Source organism: Demequina sp. (assembly GCF_016278775.1).
GTDB lineage: Bacteria > Actinomycetota > Actinomycetes > Actinomycetales > Demequinaceae > Demequina.
Window position 1 is genome coordinate 1 of the sequence record NZ_JADQBF010000094.1, and the last position, 14,809, is coordinate 14,809.

The window sequence follows — 14,809 nt, forward strand, 5'->3', positions numbered from 1 at the left end:
CGTTCGCGCGCACAATCGCAGTTCCGTCGGTGGTACCGCCGCCAGTCGAGCTGGTGGTGACCTCCGGGTCGCTGCTGGACGAGCACGCGGCCAGGGCCAGTGTCGCGGCTGCTGCCAGCGCAATGCCCTTACCAATAGTGCCGAGCTGCATACTCGGACTCCTTTCTTTACTCGCGACGCATGACGACTCTCGAGTTGAGGGGCGCAAGCGTGCGCGAAGTCCACGAGGAGTTTCCTCGCGATGTTTCCATATTAGAGAACATGACGTAACGAACACGTTACGCCCACGCATCGATTCCGATATCCAATCGGCGTGGCATATGACGTAGATCACACTCCACGCTCAAGGTGCCCACGGCAACCCAAAAGGCTCGCATTGTCTGCCCAGCGTGCCAAGGTGGGTGCATGGAGTATCTGATCCCCGCAATTGTGGGCGCGGCAGGAATCATTATCGGCTACTTGCTGGGGGTGCTGCGCAATGCGTCGGCCACCCGCGATGCCGACGCCCTTGTCGCCCAGGCCCGCGCCGCCCTCGATGTCGAGCGGTCTCGGGCGGTCGACCTTGAGCGCCGGGTCGTGGAGGCGACCGAGTCAGCCGCCCAGCGCGAGGCCGCGCTGAACGAGGCACACGAGAAGTACGTGCTTCAGATTCGGGGCGATCAAGACACTCTCCGCCGCGAGTTCCAGGCCCTTTCGTCCGAGACGCTCAAAGCCAGCCAAGAGCAGCTTCTGGCGGTGGCTCAAGAGCGGCTCACTCGCGAGCGACACGTCGCCGACGCCGAGCTGGCCAAGCGGGAACAATCCGTCAAGACGATGGTGGAACCGATCGCCAAGGCGCTCGCGGAGGTGCAACGCCAAACCACGGAGGCGGACAAGGCGCGCGCCGAGACACAAGCGACGCTCGCCGAGCAGATCAGGCGCATGTTGGACAGTTCGGAGCAACTGGGCAAGCAGACCGAGTCGCTGCGCAGTGCCCTGCGTAGGCCAGAGGTGCGTGGTCGTTGGGGCGAGCTCCACTTGCGCCGGGTGGTGGAGGTCGCTGGCCTCGTCAACGGCGTTGACTTTGACGAACAGACATCGGGCACAGACGACGAGGGTTCACGACTGCGACCGGACATGATCGTCACACTGTCCGGCGGCAGACGCATCGTGGTCGACGCCAAGACGCCCCTGGATGCGCTGCTGGACATGGAGGCCGATCCTGGGAGCACGGAGGTACACGCCGCGCGCCACGTGGAGAACGTGCGCAAGCGAGTGACGGAGCTGGGTTCGAAGACCTACCGCGAGCAGTTCAACTCCAAGGTGGACTTCTCAGTGCTCTTTCTGCCCGCAGAATCCTTCCTCCAAGTAGCCACCGAGCAGGATCCAAACTTGCTGGCATGGGCCTACGACCGCGGGGTCATCATCGCCACGCCCACGGTGTTGGTGGCGATGCTGCGCACCGTGGCGCACGCGTGGCGGGAGGACGCCCTCGCCAAGGACGCGCAGAAGGTGCTCGACACCGGCAGGGAGCTCTACGATCGGCTCTCCAAGATGGGCGAGCACCTGACCAAGGTGGGCAAGGCAATCGACACGGCCGGGCGCACCTACAACGACCTCGTGGGATCGATGGAGCGAAGGGTGCTCCCGAAGGCACGCGAGTTCGCCGCACTCCAGCAACTCACGGTCGAGGAGCCCACCCCGCTCGTTGGCAATGCTCCGCGGCTTCCCCAAGCGCGCGAACTCGTTGCCGAGCCTGGCGAAGCCGACCCGTCACACGAGGACTAGCGCGCTGCGGGCCCCGTGGGCTGTCGAGCAAGGACGCCCAGGTGCTAGGCGCTCGCTGCCGCCTCGCGTTGCTTGAGGTCGGCTCGAATCTCTCGCGGAAGTGAGAACATCAGGTCCTCCGTGGCCGTCCGCACCTCTTCCACCGTCTCGTAGCCGCGGGAGGCCAACGCATCGAGCACGTCGCGCACCAGGATCTCGGGCACCGACGCGCCGGAAGTGACGCCCACAGTTGAGACGCCGTCAAACCACTCGTCCTGTAGCTCGCGAGCGCGGTCGATTCGGTGGGAGGCATTGGCCCCCGACTGAAGCGCCACCTCGACGAGCCGCACGGAATTGGACGAATTTGCGGAGCCGACCACGATCATGAGTTCCACTTGCGGCGCGATCTTCTTGACGGCCACCTGACGGTTCTGTGTCGCGTAACAAATGTCATCGCTAGGCGGATCCTGAAGTTCGGGGAACTTGACGCGCAAGCGCCGCACCGTCTCCATGGTCTCGTCCACCGACAGGGTCGTCTGCGACAGCCACACGACGTTGGTGGGATCCGGTACCTCGAGGCCGTCAACGTCGTCTGGCGAGTTGACCACGATCGTGTTCTCAGGGGCCTCGCCAGCCGTGCCTTCCACCTCTTCGTGTCCGGTGTGGCCAATCAACAAGATGGTCTGGTTGTCGCGGGCGAAGCGCACGGCCTCCTTGTGCACCTTGGTCACGAGCGGGCACGTGGCGTCGATCGTGGTGAGTTGACGCGCCGCCGCTGCATCTCGCACCGCAGGCGAGACGCCATGAGCAGAGAACACCACGCGGGCGCCCTCGGGAACCTCGTCCGTCTCTGACACAAAGATGGCACCGCGCTCTGTCAGCGTCTCCACCACGTACTTGTTGTGGACGATCTCCTTACGCACGTAGATGGGGGCGCCGTGCAGCTCGAGAGCCTTCTCGACGGCGATCACCGCCCTGTCCACACCGGCGCAATAGCCTCGTGGGGCGGCAAGCAGGACTCGCTGGGTGTTACTGGGGGGCATGTTCTCCATCCTACGTGGCAGTCTTGGACGGTGGCCGACGCTCAAGGGGACAACGAACGCGCACCGCGCATGCTTCCCGATGCCCCGGCCTCCCTCGCAGGCACGGCGGCCGACACGTCGGCCGAGCGGCCGTGGCCCGTGCGCCACCTCAGCCCCAAGATCGGCGAATACATCGCGCGCATGAGCCCCGTGTGGGTCGAGGGTCAGGTGCTCAACGTGAAGCGCTGGCGCCATCTGGTGTTCCTCACCCTGCGTGATACCGAAGAGAACATGTCGCTCAAGGCCACGCTGCCTGCGTCGGAGGTCGAGGAATTGGGCGTGGCGCTCGAGGACGGCGCGCGCGTGGTCATCCACGCGAAGCCGCAGTGGTGGGCGCGGGGCGGCGACCTCCAGATGGTGGGAGACCAGGTGCGTTCAGTGGGTCTTGGCGACCTGCTGGCGCGCATCGAGGCTCTCAAGGCCGCACTCGCAGGCGAGGGCCTCTTCGCTGCCGAGCGCAAGGTGCCCCTACCGATGATTCCCCGCCGCATCGGCCTCGTGGTGGCGACGCAGGGAGACGCGGAACACGACGTCGTCACGAATGCCACGGCCCGCTGGCCCGCCGCCCGATTCGAGATCAGGCGTGTGACGGTGCAAGGCCCGCGTGCCGTGGCCGACGTGGCCGCCGCGTTGCAGGAACTCGACGCCGTGGAGGATGTCGATGTCATCGTGGTGGCGCGCGGCGGAGGCTCCTTGGAAGACTTGCTGGCGTTCAGCGACGAGAAGTTGGTGCGCGTCGCCGCGGCCGTGATGACGCCGCTCGTGAGCGCGATCGGGCACGAGATGGACAGTCCGCTGCTCGACCTCGTCGCCGACTTTCGCGCCTCCACCCCCACCGATGCAGGCAAGCGCGTTGTTCCCGATGCCGCCGCCGAGGCGGAACGCCTTGCAGGGGCGCGTGCCCTCATGGTCGCCGCCATGTCGACGCGCGTGCGCCGCGAGCGCGAGCGGATCACTGATTTGCGCGCGCGGCCTGTGCTCGCGCAACCGGTGCGCATGCTCGAGCCACACCGCGACAGGCTTCGCCACGCACGCGCCAGCCTGCGCGCCGCGGCCGTTGCCACGGTCGCAAGATCCCGCGGCGAGTTCGCATCTGCCGCGGCGTCGTTGCGCGCGCTGAGTCCGCAATCGACGCTCGATCGCGGCTATGCCGTCGTGCGCGATTCCGCTGGAAAGGTGATCACGTCGCCAGGTGACGTGTCCGTGGGGGACGACGTCTCGGTGCGCGTCGCCAGCGGCGCTCTGGGCGCGCGCGTCACCGACGTGTCACCGCCGGCGTGAGACGGGCGGCTATCCGCGCAGGGAGGCGATGCTGCCCAAGAATCCCGACTTGGTGCCGTGCTTGGAAAGCCGCGCCTTCGCGGGACCGTAGGCATCCCTGTGTTTGCCCTTCATCACGCGTGAGATCACGGAGTCGGGGACGGACTCGTTCGCGATGAGCGCGAACACCACTTCCGCTGCGTTGTCGGTGGCAAGCTCGCGCAGAATGTCCTCAGGGATATCCGTTCGCGGGTTGCGTGCGACGCCCGCTCGCACCACGTGCGCGTCATCGCGCGCCAACTGGAGAATGAGCGTCAGCGGCATGTTTGGGTGCGCGGCAGCTGCCGCACGTACGGTGGCCTGTTCCGATCGCGCCAACTGGGCGAGATCGTTGTCTGACAGACTCGGGTCGAGCGGTCCGGGGAGTGCCGCGCGCGAGTGATCGTTAGCCATGTGTCACCTCATTGTGAGCATCGACGGAAGATTTGCCCGCATCGTCCGCCTGGTACCACTTGAGAGGACCGAAGTCCCGCATTATGACGCGATACCGTGTGCACGTGACAAAATCCACTCCGCAAGCAGACCACATGTCGTACGAGCAGGCGCGCGACGAGTTGATCGAGATCGTGGCGCGGCTCGAGGCGGGCGCCGCCACACTCGACGAGTCGATGTCGTTGTGGGAGCGCGGCGAGGCGCTCGCACGCCGCTGCGAGAGCCTGCTGTCAGGCGCAGAAGACACCATTGCCCAAGCCACGGGGAGCGACAATGACGAGTAGCCACGCACTCATCGTCGGAGAGGCACTCGTCGACGTGGTGATCCAGCCGGACGGCTCCACCGAGACTCATCCGGGCGGATCCCCCGCGAACGTGGCTCTGGGCCTGGGCCGCCTGGGGCGAGACGCCGAGCTGCTCACTGCGCTGGGCAATGACGTGCACGGCCGCCTGGTGCGCTCGCACCTCGAGGCCTCGCGAGTGACGGTGGCGGGAGGCACGCCCGCGCCAAGCACCTCAGTGGCGACCGCCCACATCGACGCGCACGGCGTGGCGACCTACGACTTCGACCTCGCATGGGCGCTCCCGGCCGACCCGGTCACGCGCCCCGGTCCGGTGGCGGTGCACACAGGCTCCATCGCTGCGGTCCTTGAGCCGGGCGGTAGCGACGTGATGAGGCTCCTGCGCGACGCGCGTGTCGACTCCACGATCACCTACGACCCGAACGCGCGGCCGACACTGATGGGCGATCCGCACGACGCGCTCGCCCGCATCGAGGCGTTCGTGGAGCTCGCCGACGTGGTCAAGGTGTCTGACGAGGACCTCGACTGGCTCATGCCGGGGGTTGACCCTCTTGAGGTGGCCAGGCAATGGGCGTCTGCCGCGACGGCGCTCGTGGTGGTCACGCGTGGCGGCGAAGGCTCGGTGGCGGTCGCAGCCGGGCAGGTCATTGAGGTGCCCTCCGTGCGAGTCGACGTGGTCGACACGGTGGGGGCAGGGGATTCCTACATGGCGGGGCTGATCGACGGCCTCTGGGAGGCCGACCTCTTGGGCGCCCACCGACGCGACGCCTTGGCGGCGGCGCCAGGGAACGTCATAGCAGAGGTTCTCGAGCGGTGTGCCCGCATTGCGGCCATCACGGTGTCACGCGCGGGAGCAAATCCGCCGTGGTCAGCGGAACTTGACGGGGACTAAGGCCCGCAAGCGAGTGGCCTAAGCGAGGCGCTCAGCAGCGGCGTTGCGCACGCTCTTCTTGCCGTGGTCGAGCAGTCGCCGAACCGTCTCCGTCGGAGCAGCGGGATTCGTCGCGAGCGCGATCCCGACGTCGGCGTCCTTGTCGGCCACGAGCATTCCGAGTACGGATTCGACGCGGGCCACCGCCTGGTTGCTGGCGAGCGCGACACGCACCTTCGACTTCGAGTCTTGGGCGAGCACAATCAAGGCGCTGATGGGAGCGTCTGGACGCGCGGCAACGCTCTCACGGATGGAGGCATCGCGGGACGACGCGAGGTTGATCAGTTCGAGAGCTGACGCTTCTTCGCCTTCTTGGATGGCAGCAAGCAGTCTGTTCGGTGGGACGTCGATCAACGCCATAGTTCCCCTTAGTTCGCTTGACGAATGCACATGAAGAGCGGATGTACGCACCGCGCTAGAACCCACACCGGAGTCGACATTCTCAACCCGGCAGGTGCTTGGGTGTTGGAGTCGCCTTCGACGGTTGTGGCTGGGAAGCCACCACCAGTGTAACGGGAGGTGTCCGGGACGTTCTACCTGGCGCGCCGCCCCCACGGCCGCAAACCCGGATCGGCTGACACAATGTGGCTCATGGACTTCCGGATCGAACACGACACCATGGGCGAGGTTCGTGTCCCCGCCAACGCCCTGTACAGCGCCCAGACTCAGCGCGCCGTCGAGAACTTCCCCATCTCCGGGATCACGCTGACTCGGCGCCACATCGAGGCCCTGGCTCGCGTCAAGAAGGCGGCCGCGCGCGCCAACGCGGAGTTGGGCGTGCTCGACGCAGGGATCGCCGACGCCATTGTCGCCGCGGCCGACGCGGTGGCGGAGGGCGGGCATGACGGCGAGTTCCCCGTCGACGTCTTCCAGACGGGGTCAGGCACCAGCTCCAACATGAACATGAACGAGGTGATTGCGACGCTCGCAACGCGCGCCTTGGGGTCGGACGTCCACCCCAACGACCACGTCAACGCCTCTCAATCCTCGAACGACGTGTTCCCCACGTCGGTGCATGTGGCCGCGACGTCGGCGCTAGTGAACGACCTCGTCCCCGCTCTCGACCACCTCGCGTCGTCCCTCGAGGCGAAGGCTGCCGAGTTTGCAGATGTGGTGAAGTCGGGCCGCACTCACCTCATGGACGCCACCCCTGTCACGCTCGGGCAGGAGTTCGGCGGCTACGCCGCAGCCGTGCGGCTGGGCATCGAGCGCCTCCAGGCGGCGTTGCCGCGCCTCGCAGAGGTGCCCCAGGGCGGTACGGCCGTCGGTACCGGAATCAACACCCCCACGGGCTTCCCTCAGCGTGTCATCGCCCTGCTGGCAGAGGATTCGGGGCTGCCCATCACGGAGGCCCGCAACCACTTCGAGGCGCAGTCTGCGCGCGACGCCCTTGTCGAGGTGTCTGGTGCCATGCGCACCGTCGCCGTGAGCCTCACCAAGATCTGCAACGACCTGCGGTGGATGGGCTCAGGTCCCAACACCGGCCTGGGCGAGATCGCGCTGCCCGATCTGCAACCCGGCTCCTCGATCATGCCGGGCAAGGTCAACCCCGTGGTGCCGGAGGCGGTGCTCATGGTGTGTGCGCGGGTGGTGGGCAACGACGCCACCGTCGCGTGGGCCGGAGCCTCCGGTGCCTTCGAACTCAACGTGCAGATCCCCGTGATGGCGCTCGGCGTGCTCGAGTCGATGAACCTGCTGGCGAACTCCACACGGGTGCTCGCCGACAAGACGGTGGCCGGCATCACCGCCAACGTCGAACGCGCCCGATTCTTGGCAGAGGCCTCCCCCAGCATCGTCACCCCGCTCAACCGCGTCGTCGGCTACGAAAACGCCGCGAAGATCGCCAAGCACGCCGTCAAGCAAGGCGTCACCGTGCGCGAAGCCGTCGTGGCGCTGGGCTTTGTGGAGCGCGGCGAGGTCACCGACGAACAACTAGACACCTTGCTCGACGTCACGACGATGACGGGCGAGAACTGACCCCGCTCCAGCGGAACAGGGGGAGCCGCCTCGCGGTTGACCACTCCGGAGGCACACCATGACCCGCACTCGCACTCGCATTCTTGTCCTCGGCGGCGGCTACGTCGGCCTGTACGCCACGCTCATGCTGCAACGCAAGGCTCGCAAGGACGTCGACATCACCGTGCTGGACCGCCGCCCATACATGACCTATCAGCCGTTTCTGCCAGAGGTGGCGGCCGGATCGATCGAGCCGCGCCACGCCGTGGTGCCGTTGCGGAAGGAACTGAGCGGGGTCAAGGTCATTCAGGGCAGGGTGACGCAGATCCGCCATGCAGATCGCGTGGTCGACGCCGCGACTGACTTTGGAGACACCCTCCACGTCGAGTACGACGAGGTGATCCTGGCGCTCGGCTCCGTAGCGCGCACGCTGCCCATCCCGGGCCTCAAGGAATTCGCCATCGGGTTCAAGTACGTCGAGGAGGCCATCAACCTGCGCAACCGCGTGCTAGGGCGCATCGCGAGGGCGGCCAGCACTGGGGACCCACGCTTGCGCAAGCGACTGCTCACGTTCGTGTTCGTCGGCGGCGGCTTCGCCGGCATCGAGGCGTTCGCGGAGACGGAGGACATGGCGAAGGCGGCGTTGCGGTACTACCCAGAGATCGACCCCAAGGAACTGCGCTTCATCATGGTCGAGGCGATGGGCCGCATCCTGCCAGAGCTGGGACCGGAAATGGGCGAGTACGCGGCCAAGCAGATGAGGGCGCGCGGCACTGAAGTGCTCATGGAGACCAAGCTCGAGTCCTGCGTCGAGGGCTACGTCGAGCTATCCAATGGTGACTCATTCGAGGCCGACACCGTGGTGTGGACTGCCGGCGTCAAGCCGTCGCCGCTCATGGGCAAGTCGGACCTGCCACTCGGCCCCAAGGGGCACGTCATCTGCTCGCCGACGCTCCAGGTCACCACCGAGGAAGGCGACGTGGTGCCAGGGGCGTGGGCGGCAGGAGACTGCGCCCAGGTTCCTGATCTCACCAAGGAGCAACCGGCCTATTGCGCCCCGAGCGCGCAGCACGCGGTGCGCCAGGCCCGCCATCTCGGCAAGAACGTGGCCCGCCACCTGCACGAGCGCCCGCTGAGGCAGTACAGCCACAAGCACCTGGGGCTCGTCGCGTCCCTCGGACTGAACAAGGGCGTAGCCAATGCCCTGGGGATCAAGCTGAAGGGCTGGCCTGCGTGGTTCATGCACCGCACGTACCACCTCATGCAGATCCCGACCTTCAACCGCAAGGCCCGCATCGCCCTCGACTGGACTGCGGCGGCGTTCTTCCGCAGGGACCTGGTGTCGATGGGCAGGCTGCACGACCCGCGTAGGGCTTTCGAGGAGGCCGCAGGCTCCTGACCGGCGGGACCGGCCGGCTCCCGGCCGACCGAGGGCCATGCCGACCGAGGGCTATGCCGACGCGATCGTCGGCTTGGGTGCGCGCCCCACGCAGCAGTCGGCGGGGCAGACGTCTTGCCAAGGCCCCAAGTCCGTCAGGGCCTCGCGCGCGAACGGCTCCCCGCCGTCGGCGACGTGACGCTCCTGCACCAAGTCGACGAGACCCGCGACAAAGCGCGGGTCAACGCCCACTGTCGGCACCCGTACGGCCGCGAGACCGCGACCCTCGCACGTCTCAAGCGCCTCGTTGTCCAGGTCCCACGCGACCTCCATGTGGTCGCTCACAAAGCCAACGGGACAGATCACCAGGCCGCTCACGTCGGCTGGTAGCGCCTCGATCGCGAGGTTGATGTCCGGCTCGAGCCACGGCACGCTCGGGTCCCCCGAGCGCGACTGGTAGACGAGCGACCAGTCCACGCCAGCGAACTCGTCGGCGACGGCGTCCATGACGAGTGCCGCGACGGCGCGCTGCTGCGTGGCATACCAGCCACCTCCTGCGTGCCACTCCTCGCCTCCCCCTGCCAGCACGGGTGTTCCGTCTGGGAGCGTCTCCCGCGGGCCGGACGCATCTGCGGCGGCCGACGGAATGGAGTGGGTGGAGAACATGACGTGCGGCTTGGCGCCTTTGCCGTCGGCCGCGAGGGCGCGCAGTCCGTCGCGCACGGCGTCGATGTTGGGCTTCACGAAGCCGGGGTGGTCGAAGTACTGGCGCACCTTGTCGAGTACCAGCTCACCCTCGAGCCCAGCCTCCACAAGCGCGGCGGCGAGGTCCTCCCTGTAGGCGCGGCAACCGGAGTAGCTGGAGAACGCCGTGGTGACCAGCACGAGCACGCGCCGGTGACCATCGGCGTGAAGCTCCTTGAGTGCGTCCGTGAAGTATGGCGCCCAGAAGCGGTTGCCCCAATACACCGGCAGGCCCAGGCCACGCGAGGCAATCTCGGACTCGAGCGCGGCCTTGAGGTCGCGGTTCTGCTGGTTGATGGGGCTGACCCCGCCGAAGTGGCGATAGTGGTGCGCGACCTCTTCGAGTCGCTCGTCAGGCACCCCGCGGCCGCGCGTGACGTTGCGCAAATACGGGATCACGTCTTCTTGGCCCTCTGGCCCGCCGAACCCCGCGAGCAGGATGCAGTCGTACGCGGCGGGAGGGACGGTGCGCTGGGCGGCCGCGAGCGCGGACGTGGAGTCTGTCATGCCGCCAGGACCTCGACCGCCTCCGCTGTGGTGACGCGCCTGCCCGTGTAGAACGGCAACTCATGACGCACGTGGAGCCGAGCCTGGGTGTACCGCAGGTCACGCATCATGTCGACCAGGTCGGTGACGTCGTCGGCCTCCATCGGTAGCAACCACTCGTAGTCGCCGAGCGCGAAGGCCGCGACGGTGTTCGCGACGACGCCCTTGAACTTCGCGCCCGCAACCCCGTGCTCGCGCAGCATCTGCGAGCGCTCCTCTTCCGGCAGCAGGTACCACTCGTAGGAGCGCACAAACGGGTAGACCGTAAGCCAATCGCGAGCTCGCTCGCCGCGCAGAAACCCTGGCACGTGCGCGCGATTGAACTCGGCTGGCCTGTGCACTCCTGCCGCCGACCACGTCAGCGTCGTGTCCGCGAGCAGCGTGGTGGAACGCAGCTCGCGCAACGCCAACTGCAGGTCCTCCAAGCGCGGGCCGTGGAGCCACAGCATGATGGCGCCGTCGGCTCGCATTCCCGACACGTCGTACATGCCACGCAGGGTGACGTCGTGGTCGGCCAGGTCGGCTACCGCGGCATCGGTCTGCTCCACGATCTCCGCGAGTTCTTCGTCTGGTGCGTCAAGGAATCCGTCAAGAACGGAGAACAGGGTGAAGCCTTCTGGCTGATCAGTCATGACGACAGTGTCTCCCCGCCGGGCCCCTCACGAGAAATCGGCGGCGGCATCGGCCGCGACAATCGCCGCCAGCCCACTCAGACCCACCGCAGAGCCGACGAGGTGGAGCCCACGCAGCGGATGCGTGTCGTCCACGGCTGCGGGGCTCGCGTCCGGCCACTCGACCTGCGCGATGCCAGCCACCTGGCTCTCGGACAGCACGACACCCAGCAGGCGGGAGGCATCGGCGAGGGCGTGCGAGCGGACGTCCTCTCCCGGCGTGACCGCGTAGGAGAGCCTCACCACGTGGCGCCCCTGGGGCAGGGACTGTGCGAGCCACGGCCATTTGGCGCTCGCGTGCGTGAGCGCCTTTGCACGCGTGACGCCTGGCCTCACCAGCACTCCCGTGCCGCGGGGTGCCGCATCGAGCTCCGGCGCGTCCAGCACCATCACCACGATGGCGACGTGGCGAGCGTCGGTCTCGGGAGTCTCCATGAGAGCGGCCGCCCGGTGTCGGGGGACGGCCACGGCCACCGCGTCGGTGTCGATGGCGCCGTCGTTCGTCTCGACACGCCATCCGCTACCGGCGGCTGAAGGCCGGTGACCTCGACGCCGGTGCGGAGCGTCGCGCCGCGCTCCTCGGCCTCCGCGGCGGCCGCCTTCGCGAGCGTCGCCACCCCGCCGACAAGCCCGCGCACTGCCGCGCCTGGCGTGCCCAGCGAGCGCCGCGAGCGCGCCGCCCTGATCAGCCCACCGCGTGCGCGCACGTCGGCCGCGAGACCGGGCGCGATCGCGTCGAGCGGTAGGTCATCGAGTGGTCGGGAGTACACGCCAGACATGACAGGCGCCAGGAGCCGTTCCGTGGCGCGTTTGCCCAGCCGCGCGGACGCGACCTCGCCCACCGTGGCATCGTCGCCGATGCCCCGCGTGGGGAGCGCAAGGTCGAGGCATGCGCGCAGCGATCCCCACCATCCGAGCACGCGGCGCACATCGCGAGCGAAGGGCCTCAAGGGAATCCCGAGCCAGCCGGTCGCTGGCAGCGGATACGCGCGACCGGGACTGATCACCCACGCGGGCGCCGCGGTGGGCGACACGATCGCGTCGGCCAGCCCGAGTTCCTCGCACAGCGTCTGCACAGCGTCGCCGCGCGTCGCGAAGGACTCGGCCCCCGCGTCAAGGGTGTGTCCGGCCACCTCGATGTGACGCAACCTGCCGCCGAGCTCCCCGTCTGCCTCAAGCAGGGTGACGTCGTGTCCAGCGGCCGCGAGTCGCCGCGCGGCAAGCAACCCGGCAATGCCGCCGCCGATCACCACCCAGCGCTTGGGCGACTCAGAGTTCATGCACCAGCTCCACGATGCGCGTGAGCACGGTCGGGTCCGCGTCTGGCGGGACTCCGTGACCCAGGTTGACCACGTGAGCGGGTGCGGCGCGCCCACGTCTCACGACATCGCGCACGTGCGCCTCGATCGCCTCCCACGGTGCGCCCAACACGGCAGGGTCGATGTTGCCTTGCAGCGGCACGCCGGGGAGCCTCGCCGCCGCCTCGTCGAGCGGAACCGTCACGTCAATGCCCATGGCCGTGGCCCCGACGCCGTGCATCGCTTCCAAGAGGTGCCCCGTGTGGGTGCCAAAGTGAATTCTTGGCACATCGAGGTCGGCGACATGCTCAAACGCACGCGCCGATGCGGGGGCACAATGCGCGGCGTAGCGCTCGCGGGGCAGCGAACCGGCCCACGAGTCGAACAACTGAACGGCGCTTGCCCCCGCGAGCACCTGCGCCCGCAGGAACAGCCCCGCGGCGTCGGCCGCCCAGGCCATGAGCGCGTGCCACACCTCTGGGTCGGCGATCATGAGCCGCCTTGCGGCCAGGTGATCGCGAGAGGGCCTCCCGTCGACCATGTACGCGGCGAGAGTGAACGGGGCACCAGCGAAGCCGATCAGCGGCACGTCGCCCAACAGCTCCAGCGAGGCCGCCACGGCGGAACGCACCACGTCGAGCGCGCGGTCAAAGTCTCCCCTGTCCCCCGTGACGCCCAAGCGGGGCAGCTCCGCGACGTCGGTCGCTGTGGTCACGGGCTTGGCGAATACCGGCCCCACGCCCGGCTCGATCGTCACGTCCACGCCAGCGAGCAGCAGCGGCACCACGATGTCGGAAAAGAGGATGCCAGCATCCACGCCGTGCCGCCTCACCGGCTGCGCCGTGATCTCGGCCACGAGCGCGGGGTCCAGGCACGCCTCAAGCATCGTTGTGCCCTGGCGCAGCTCCCGATACTCAGGCAGCGAGCGACCCGCCTGGCGCATGAACCAGACGGGGGTGTGCTCAGGGCGATCCCCCCGCAAGGCGCGCACCAAGGGCGACGCCGCGGCGCGGCCGGCAACAAGGGGATGAGTGGAGGGAAGGGTCATGCCATGATTCTCCACCACTCGCGGGCATGTCAGAATTGACGGATGGCACTGCTGTCCCTCGTGGCGAGCCACCACAACAGAGACCTGAACACCCTGGAACAGCTGAGCGTTGGCGCTGAGCGACTGGGGAGCACCGTCATTGGCTCCACCGTGACGGGCGCCGTGGTGCTGCCCACGTGCAACCGCTTCGAGGTCTACCTGGACGTCGCGGACCCCGATGCGGCGCGAGCTGAAGTGGTCTCCGCGCTGTCGTCCATGACCTCTCTCGACGTGGCCGCCATCGACGCATCGCTCATCGCCTACGAGGGCGACGATGCCGTCGAGCACCTCATGTCGGTGTCCGCTGGACTCGAGTCGATGGTGGTGGGCGAACGCGAAATCTCCGGCCAGGTGCGCCGCGCCCACATCGACGCGCGCGAGGCTGGTCACTTGTCTCCCGCATTGGACCGCCTCTTTCAGTCGGCGCTGCGCACGTCGCGCGTGGTCGCTTCCTCCACGGGACTGGGCACGTCCGGCCGGTCGGTCATGTCCGTCGCCTTCGACCTTGCCGACCCGACCGTAGCCTGGCGGGGCGCCAGCGCGCTCGTGGTGGGCACCGGAGCACTCGCGGAGACTGGCGTAGGGGTGTTGCGCGGTCGCGGCGCGCGCGTGTCAGGCGTGTACTCGCCGTCTGGACGCGCCGACGACTTCGCCGCGCGCTACGAGCTTCCTGTCGTCACTGCCGAGCGCCTCATCGACGCGCTCGAAGAGGCCGACGTGGTGCTCGCGTGCTCGGGTGGGGAGTCCATCGTGCTGACCCCCAACCTTGTCGCGCAGGCCATGAACTCGCGCACTCACTCCCTGACCCTCATCGACCTGGCTTTGCATCGCGATGTCGCCGACGGCGTGGAGTTGTTGCGCGACGTCCATGTGGTGCGGCTGGAGGACGTCAAGTCGCACGCCCCAGAGGAGTCCATGGCGGCACTCGAATCGGCTCGCGCCATCGTCGCCCACGCGGTTGCCCGCTTCTCGACAGGCGAGTCCGGTCGCTCCGTCGACCCCGCCATCGTCGCGTTGCGGGAGCACGTGTTCGGCCTGCTGGAGCGGGAGGTAGCGCGGGTACGACCAGGCCCGGGTGCCGACGTGTCGGGCTACGTCCAGGCCGCCGCCACAGAGGAGGCGCTCAGGCACTTCGCCAGGTCACTCCTCCACACGCCCACCGTGCGCGCCAAGGAACTCGCGGAGTCGGGGCAGTCGGACGAGTACTTGAGTGCGCTCAGCATCCTGTACGGGCTTGACGTTGCGGTGCCGGACGACGCCTGCCCAGCGCAAGAGATCGACGACTCCGGCGAACGCTAGGCTCCCCACGCGTCGGC

General features: G+C 67.9%; 15 protein-coding genes. 7 read left to right on the plus strand and 8 right to left on the minus strand.

Annotated elements, in window-relative coordinates:
• Positions 1–405 precede the first annotated feature (405 nt).
• A complete protein-coding gene (rmuC, locus tag QZZ33_RS10520; protein WP_291379959.1) occupies positions 406–1,767 on the plus strand; it encodes a DNA recombination protein RmuC in 1,362 nt (453 codons plus the stop codon).
• 44 nt (positions 1,768–1,811) lie between these two features.
• Here the strand turns inward: rmuC and QZZ33_RS10525 are convergent, their stop codons facing one another.
• A complete protein-coding gene (locus QZZ33_RS10525; protein ID WP_291379961.1) occupies positions 1,812–2,798 on the minus strand; it encodes a 4-hydroxy-3-methylbut-2-enyl diphosphate reductase in 987 nt (328 codons plus the stop codon).
• 21 nt (positions 2,799–2,819) lie between these two features.
• Between QZZ33_RS10525 and xseA the strand changes: the two genes are divergently transcribed.
• The gene (gene xseA, locus QZZ33_RS10530) at positions 2,820–4,109 is read left to right on the plus strand and encodes an exodeoxyribonuclease VII large subunit (RefSeq protein WP_291379963.1); all 1,290 of its coding nucleotides are present in this window, start codon (positions 2,820–2,822) and stop codon (positions 4,107–4,109) included.
• 9 nt (positions 4,110–4,118) lie between these two features.
• Here xseA and QZZ33_RS10535 read toward each other — a convergent pair whose 3' ends face one another.
• The gene (locus QZZ33_RS10535) at positions 4,119–4,541 is read right to left on the minus strand and encodes a hypothetical protein (RefSeq protein WP_291379965.1); all 423 of its coding nucleotides are present in this window, start codon (positions 4,539–4,541) and stop codon (positions 4,119–4,121) included.
• 104 nt (positions 4,542–4,645) lie between these two features.
• Between QZZ33_RS10535 and QZZ33_RS10540 the strand changes: the two genes are divergently transcribed.
• Positions 4,646–4,864 carry an exodeoxyribonuclease VII small subunit gene (locus QZZ33_RS10540; RefSeq protein ID WP_366476035.1) on the plus strand — a complete coding sequence of 73 codons (219 nt, stop codon included), beginning with the start codon at positions 4,646–4,648 and terminating at the stop codon, positions 4,862–4,864.
• Positions 4,854–5,774 (plus strand): carbohydrate kinase, encoded by a 921-nt coding sequence (locus tag QZZ33_RS10545; protein WP_291379969.1) that lies wholly within the window; start codon positions 4,854–4,856, stop codon positions 5,772–5,774. The genes QZZ33_RS10540 and QZZ33_RS10545 overlap by 11 nt, the downstream gene beginning before the upstream one ends.
• A gap of 18 nt (positions 5,775–5,792) precedes the next feature.
• On the opposite strand, the gene QZZ33_RS10550 is transcribed toward QZZ33_RS10545, so the two are convergent.
• Positions 5,793–6,173, minus strand: a complete 381-nt coding sequence (locus tag QZZ33_RS10550; RefSeq protein ID WP_291379971.1) for a hypothetical protein — start codon at positions 6,171–6,173, stop codon at positions 5,793–5,795.
• 231 nt (positions 6,174–6,404) lie between these two features.
• Here QZZ33_RS10550 and QZZ33_RS10555 point away from each other — a divergent pair, with 231 nt between their 5' ends.
• Entirely contained in the window at positions 6,405–7,790 is a 1,386-nt protein-coding gene (locus QZZ33_RS10555) for a class II fumarate hydratase (protein WP_291379973.1), read from the plus strand.
• Between the two features lie 58 nt (positions 7,791–7,848).
• Positions 7,849–9,168, plus strand: a complete 1,320-nt coding sequence (locus QZZ33_RS10560) for an NAD(P)/FAD-dependent oxidoreductase (protein ID WP_291379975.1) — start codon at positions 7,849–7,851, stop codon at positions 9,166–9,168.
• Between the two features lie 51 nt (positions 9,169–9,219).
• Here the strand turns inward: QZZ33_RS10560 and QZZ33_RS10565 are convergent, their stop codons facing one another.
• The 5 genes from QZZ33_RS10565 to hemE are packed head-to-tail and all read right to left on the minus strand — an operon-like array spanning position 9,220 to position 13,454.
• Positions 9,220–10,398, minus strand: coding sequence for a ferrochelatase (locus QZZ33_RS10565; protein ID WP_291379977.1), 1,179 nt, complete (start codon positions 10,396–10,398; stop codon positions 9,220–9,222).
• The gene (gene hemQ / locus QZZ33_RS10570; RefSeq protein ID WP_291379979.1) at positions 10,395–11,069 is read right to left on the minus strand and encodes a hydrogen peroxide-dependent heme synthase; all 675 of its coding nucleotides are present in this window, start codon (positions 11,067–11,069) and stop codon (positions 10,395–10,397) included. The genes QZZ33_RS10565 and hemQ overlap by 4 nt, the downstream gene beginning before the upstream one ends.
• Before the next feature lie 27 nt (positions 11,070–11,096).
• Complete coding sequence (locus QZZ33_RS10575) at positions 11,097–11,543, minus strand: hypothetical protein (protein WP_291379980.1); 447 nt, start codon at positions 11,541–11,543, stop codon at positions 11,097–11,099.
• A complete protein-coding gene (locus tag QZZ33_RS10580; RefSeq protein WP_291379982.1) occupies positions 11,498–12,388 on the minus strand; it encodes an FAD-dependent oxidoreductase in 891 nt (296 codons plus the stop codon). The genes QZZ33_RS10575 and QZZ33_RS10580 overlap by 46 nt, the downstream gene beginning before the upstream one ends.
• Entirely contained in the window at positions 12,378–13,454 is a 1,077-nt protein-coding gene (hemE, locus tag QZZ33_RS10585; protein ID WP_291379983.1) for a uroporphyrinogen decarboxylase, read from the minus strand. Before hemE ends, QZZ33_RS10580 begins: the two co-directional genes overlap by 11 nt.
• A gap of 42 nt (positions 13,455–13,496) precedes the next feature.
• Here hemE and QZZ33_RS10590 point away from each other — a divergent pair, with 42 nt between their 5' ends.
• Positions 13,497–14,792, plus strand: a complete 1,296-nt coding sequence (locus QZZ33_RS10590) for a glutamyl-tRNA reductase (protein WP_291379984.1) — start codon at positions 13,497–13,499, stop codon at positions 14,790–14,792.
• Positions 14,793–14,809: the final 17 nt, after the last annotated feature.

What these genes read in the sequence shown, in the direction of transcription:
- rmuC (WP_291379959.1), top strand. Translation starts at nt 406, where the DNA reads ATGGAGTATCTGATCCCCGCAATTGTGGGCGCGGCAGGAATCATTATC.
- QZZ33_RS10525 (WP_291379961.1), bottom strand. Translation starts at nt 2,798, where the DNA reads ATGGAGAACATGCCCCCCAGTAACACCCAGCGAGTCCTGCTTGCCGCC.
- QZZ33_RS10535 (WP_291379965.1), bottom strand. Translation starts at nt 4,541, where the DNA reads ATGGCTAACGATCACTCGCGCGCGGCACTCCCCGGACCGCTCGACCCG.
- QZZ33_RS10545 (WP_291379969.1), top strand. Translation starts at nt 4,854, where the DNA reads ATGACGAGTAGCCACGCACTCATCGTCGGAGAGGCACTCGTCGACGTG.
- QZZ33_RS10550 (WP_291379971.1), bottom strand. Translation starts at nt 6,173, where the DNA reads ATGGCGTTGATCGACGTCCCACCGAACAGACTGCTTGCTGCCATCCAA.
- QZZ33_RS10555 (WP_291379973.1), top strand. Translation starts at nt 6,405, where the DNA reads ATGGACTTCCGGATCGAACACGACACCATGGGCGAGGTTCGTGTCCCC.
- QZZ33_RS10560 (WP_291379975.1), top strand. Translation starts at nt 7,849, where the DNA reads ATGACCCGCACTCGCACTCGCATTCTTGTCCTCGGCGGCGGCTACGTC.
- QZZ33_RS10565 (WP_291379977.1), bottom strand. Translation starts at nt 10,398, where the DNA reads ATGACAGACTCCACGTCCGCGCTCGCGGCCGCCCAGCGCACCGTCCCT.
- hemQ (WP_291379979.1), bottom strand. Translation starts at nt 11,069, where the DNA reads ATGACTGATCAGCCAGAAGGCTTCACCCTGTTCTCCGTTCTTGACGGA.
- QZZ33_RS10575 (WP_291379980.1), bottom strand. Translation starts at nt 11,543, where the DNA reads ATGGAGACTCCCGAGACCGACGCTCGCCACGTCGCCATCGTGGTGATG.
- QZZ33_RS10580 (WP_291379982.1), bottom strand. Translation starts at nt 12,388, where the DNA reads ATGAACTCTGAGTCGCCCAAGCGCTGGGTGGTGATCGGCGGCGGCATT.
- hemE (WP_291379983.1), bottom strand. Translation starts at nt 13,454, where the DNA reads ATGACCCTTCCCTCCACTCATCCCCTTGTTGCCGGCCGCGCCGCGGCG.
- QZZ33_RS10590 (WP_291379984.1), top strand. Translation starts at nt 13,497, where the DNA reads ATGGCACTGCTGTCCCTCGTGGCGAGCCACCACAACAGAGACCTGAAC.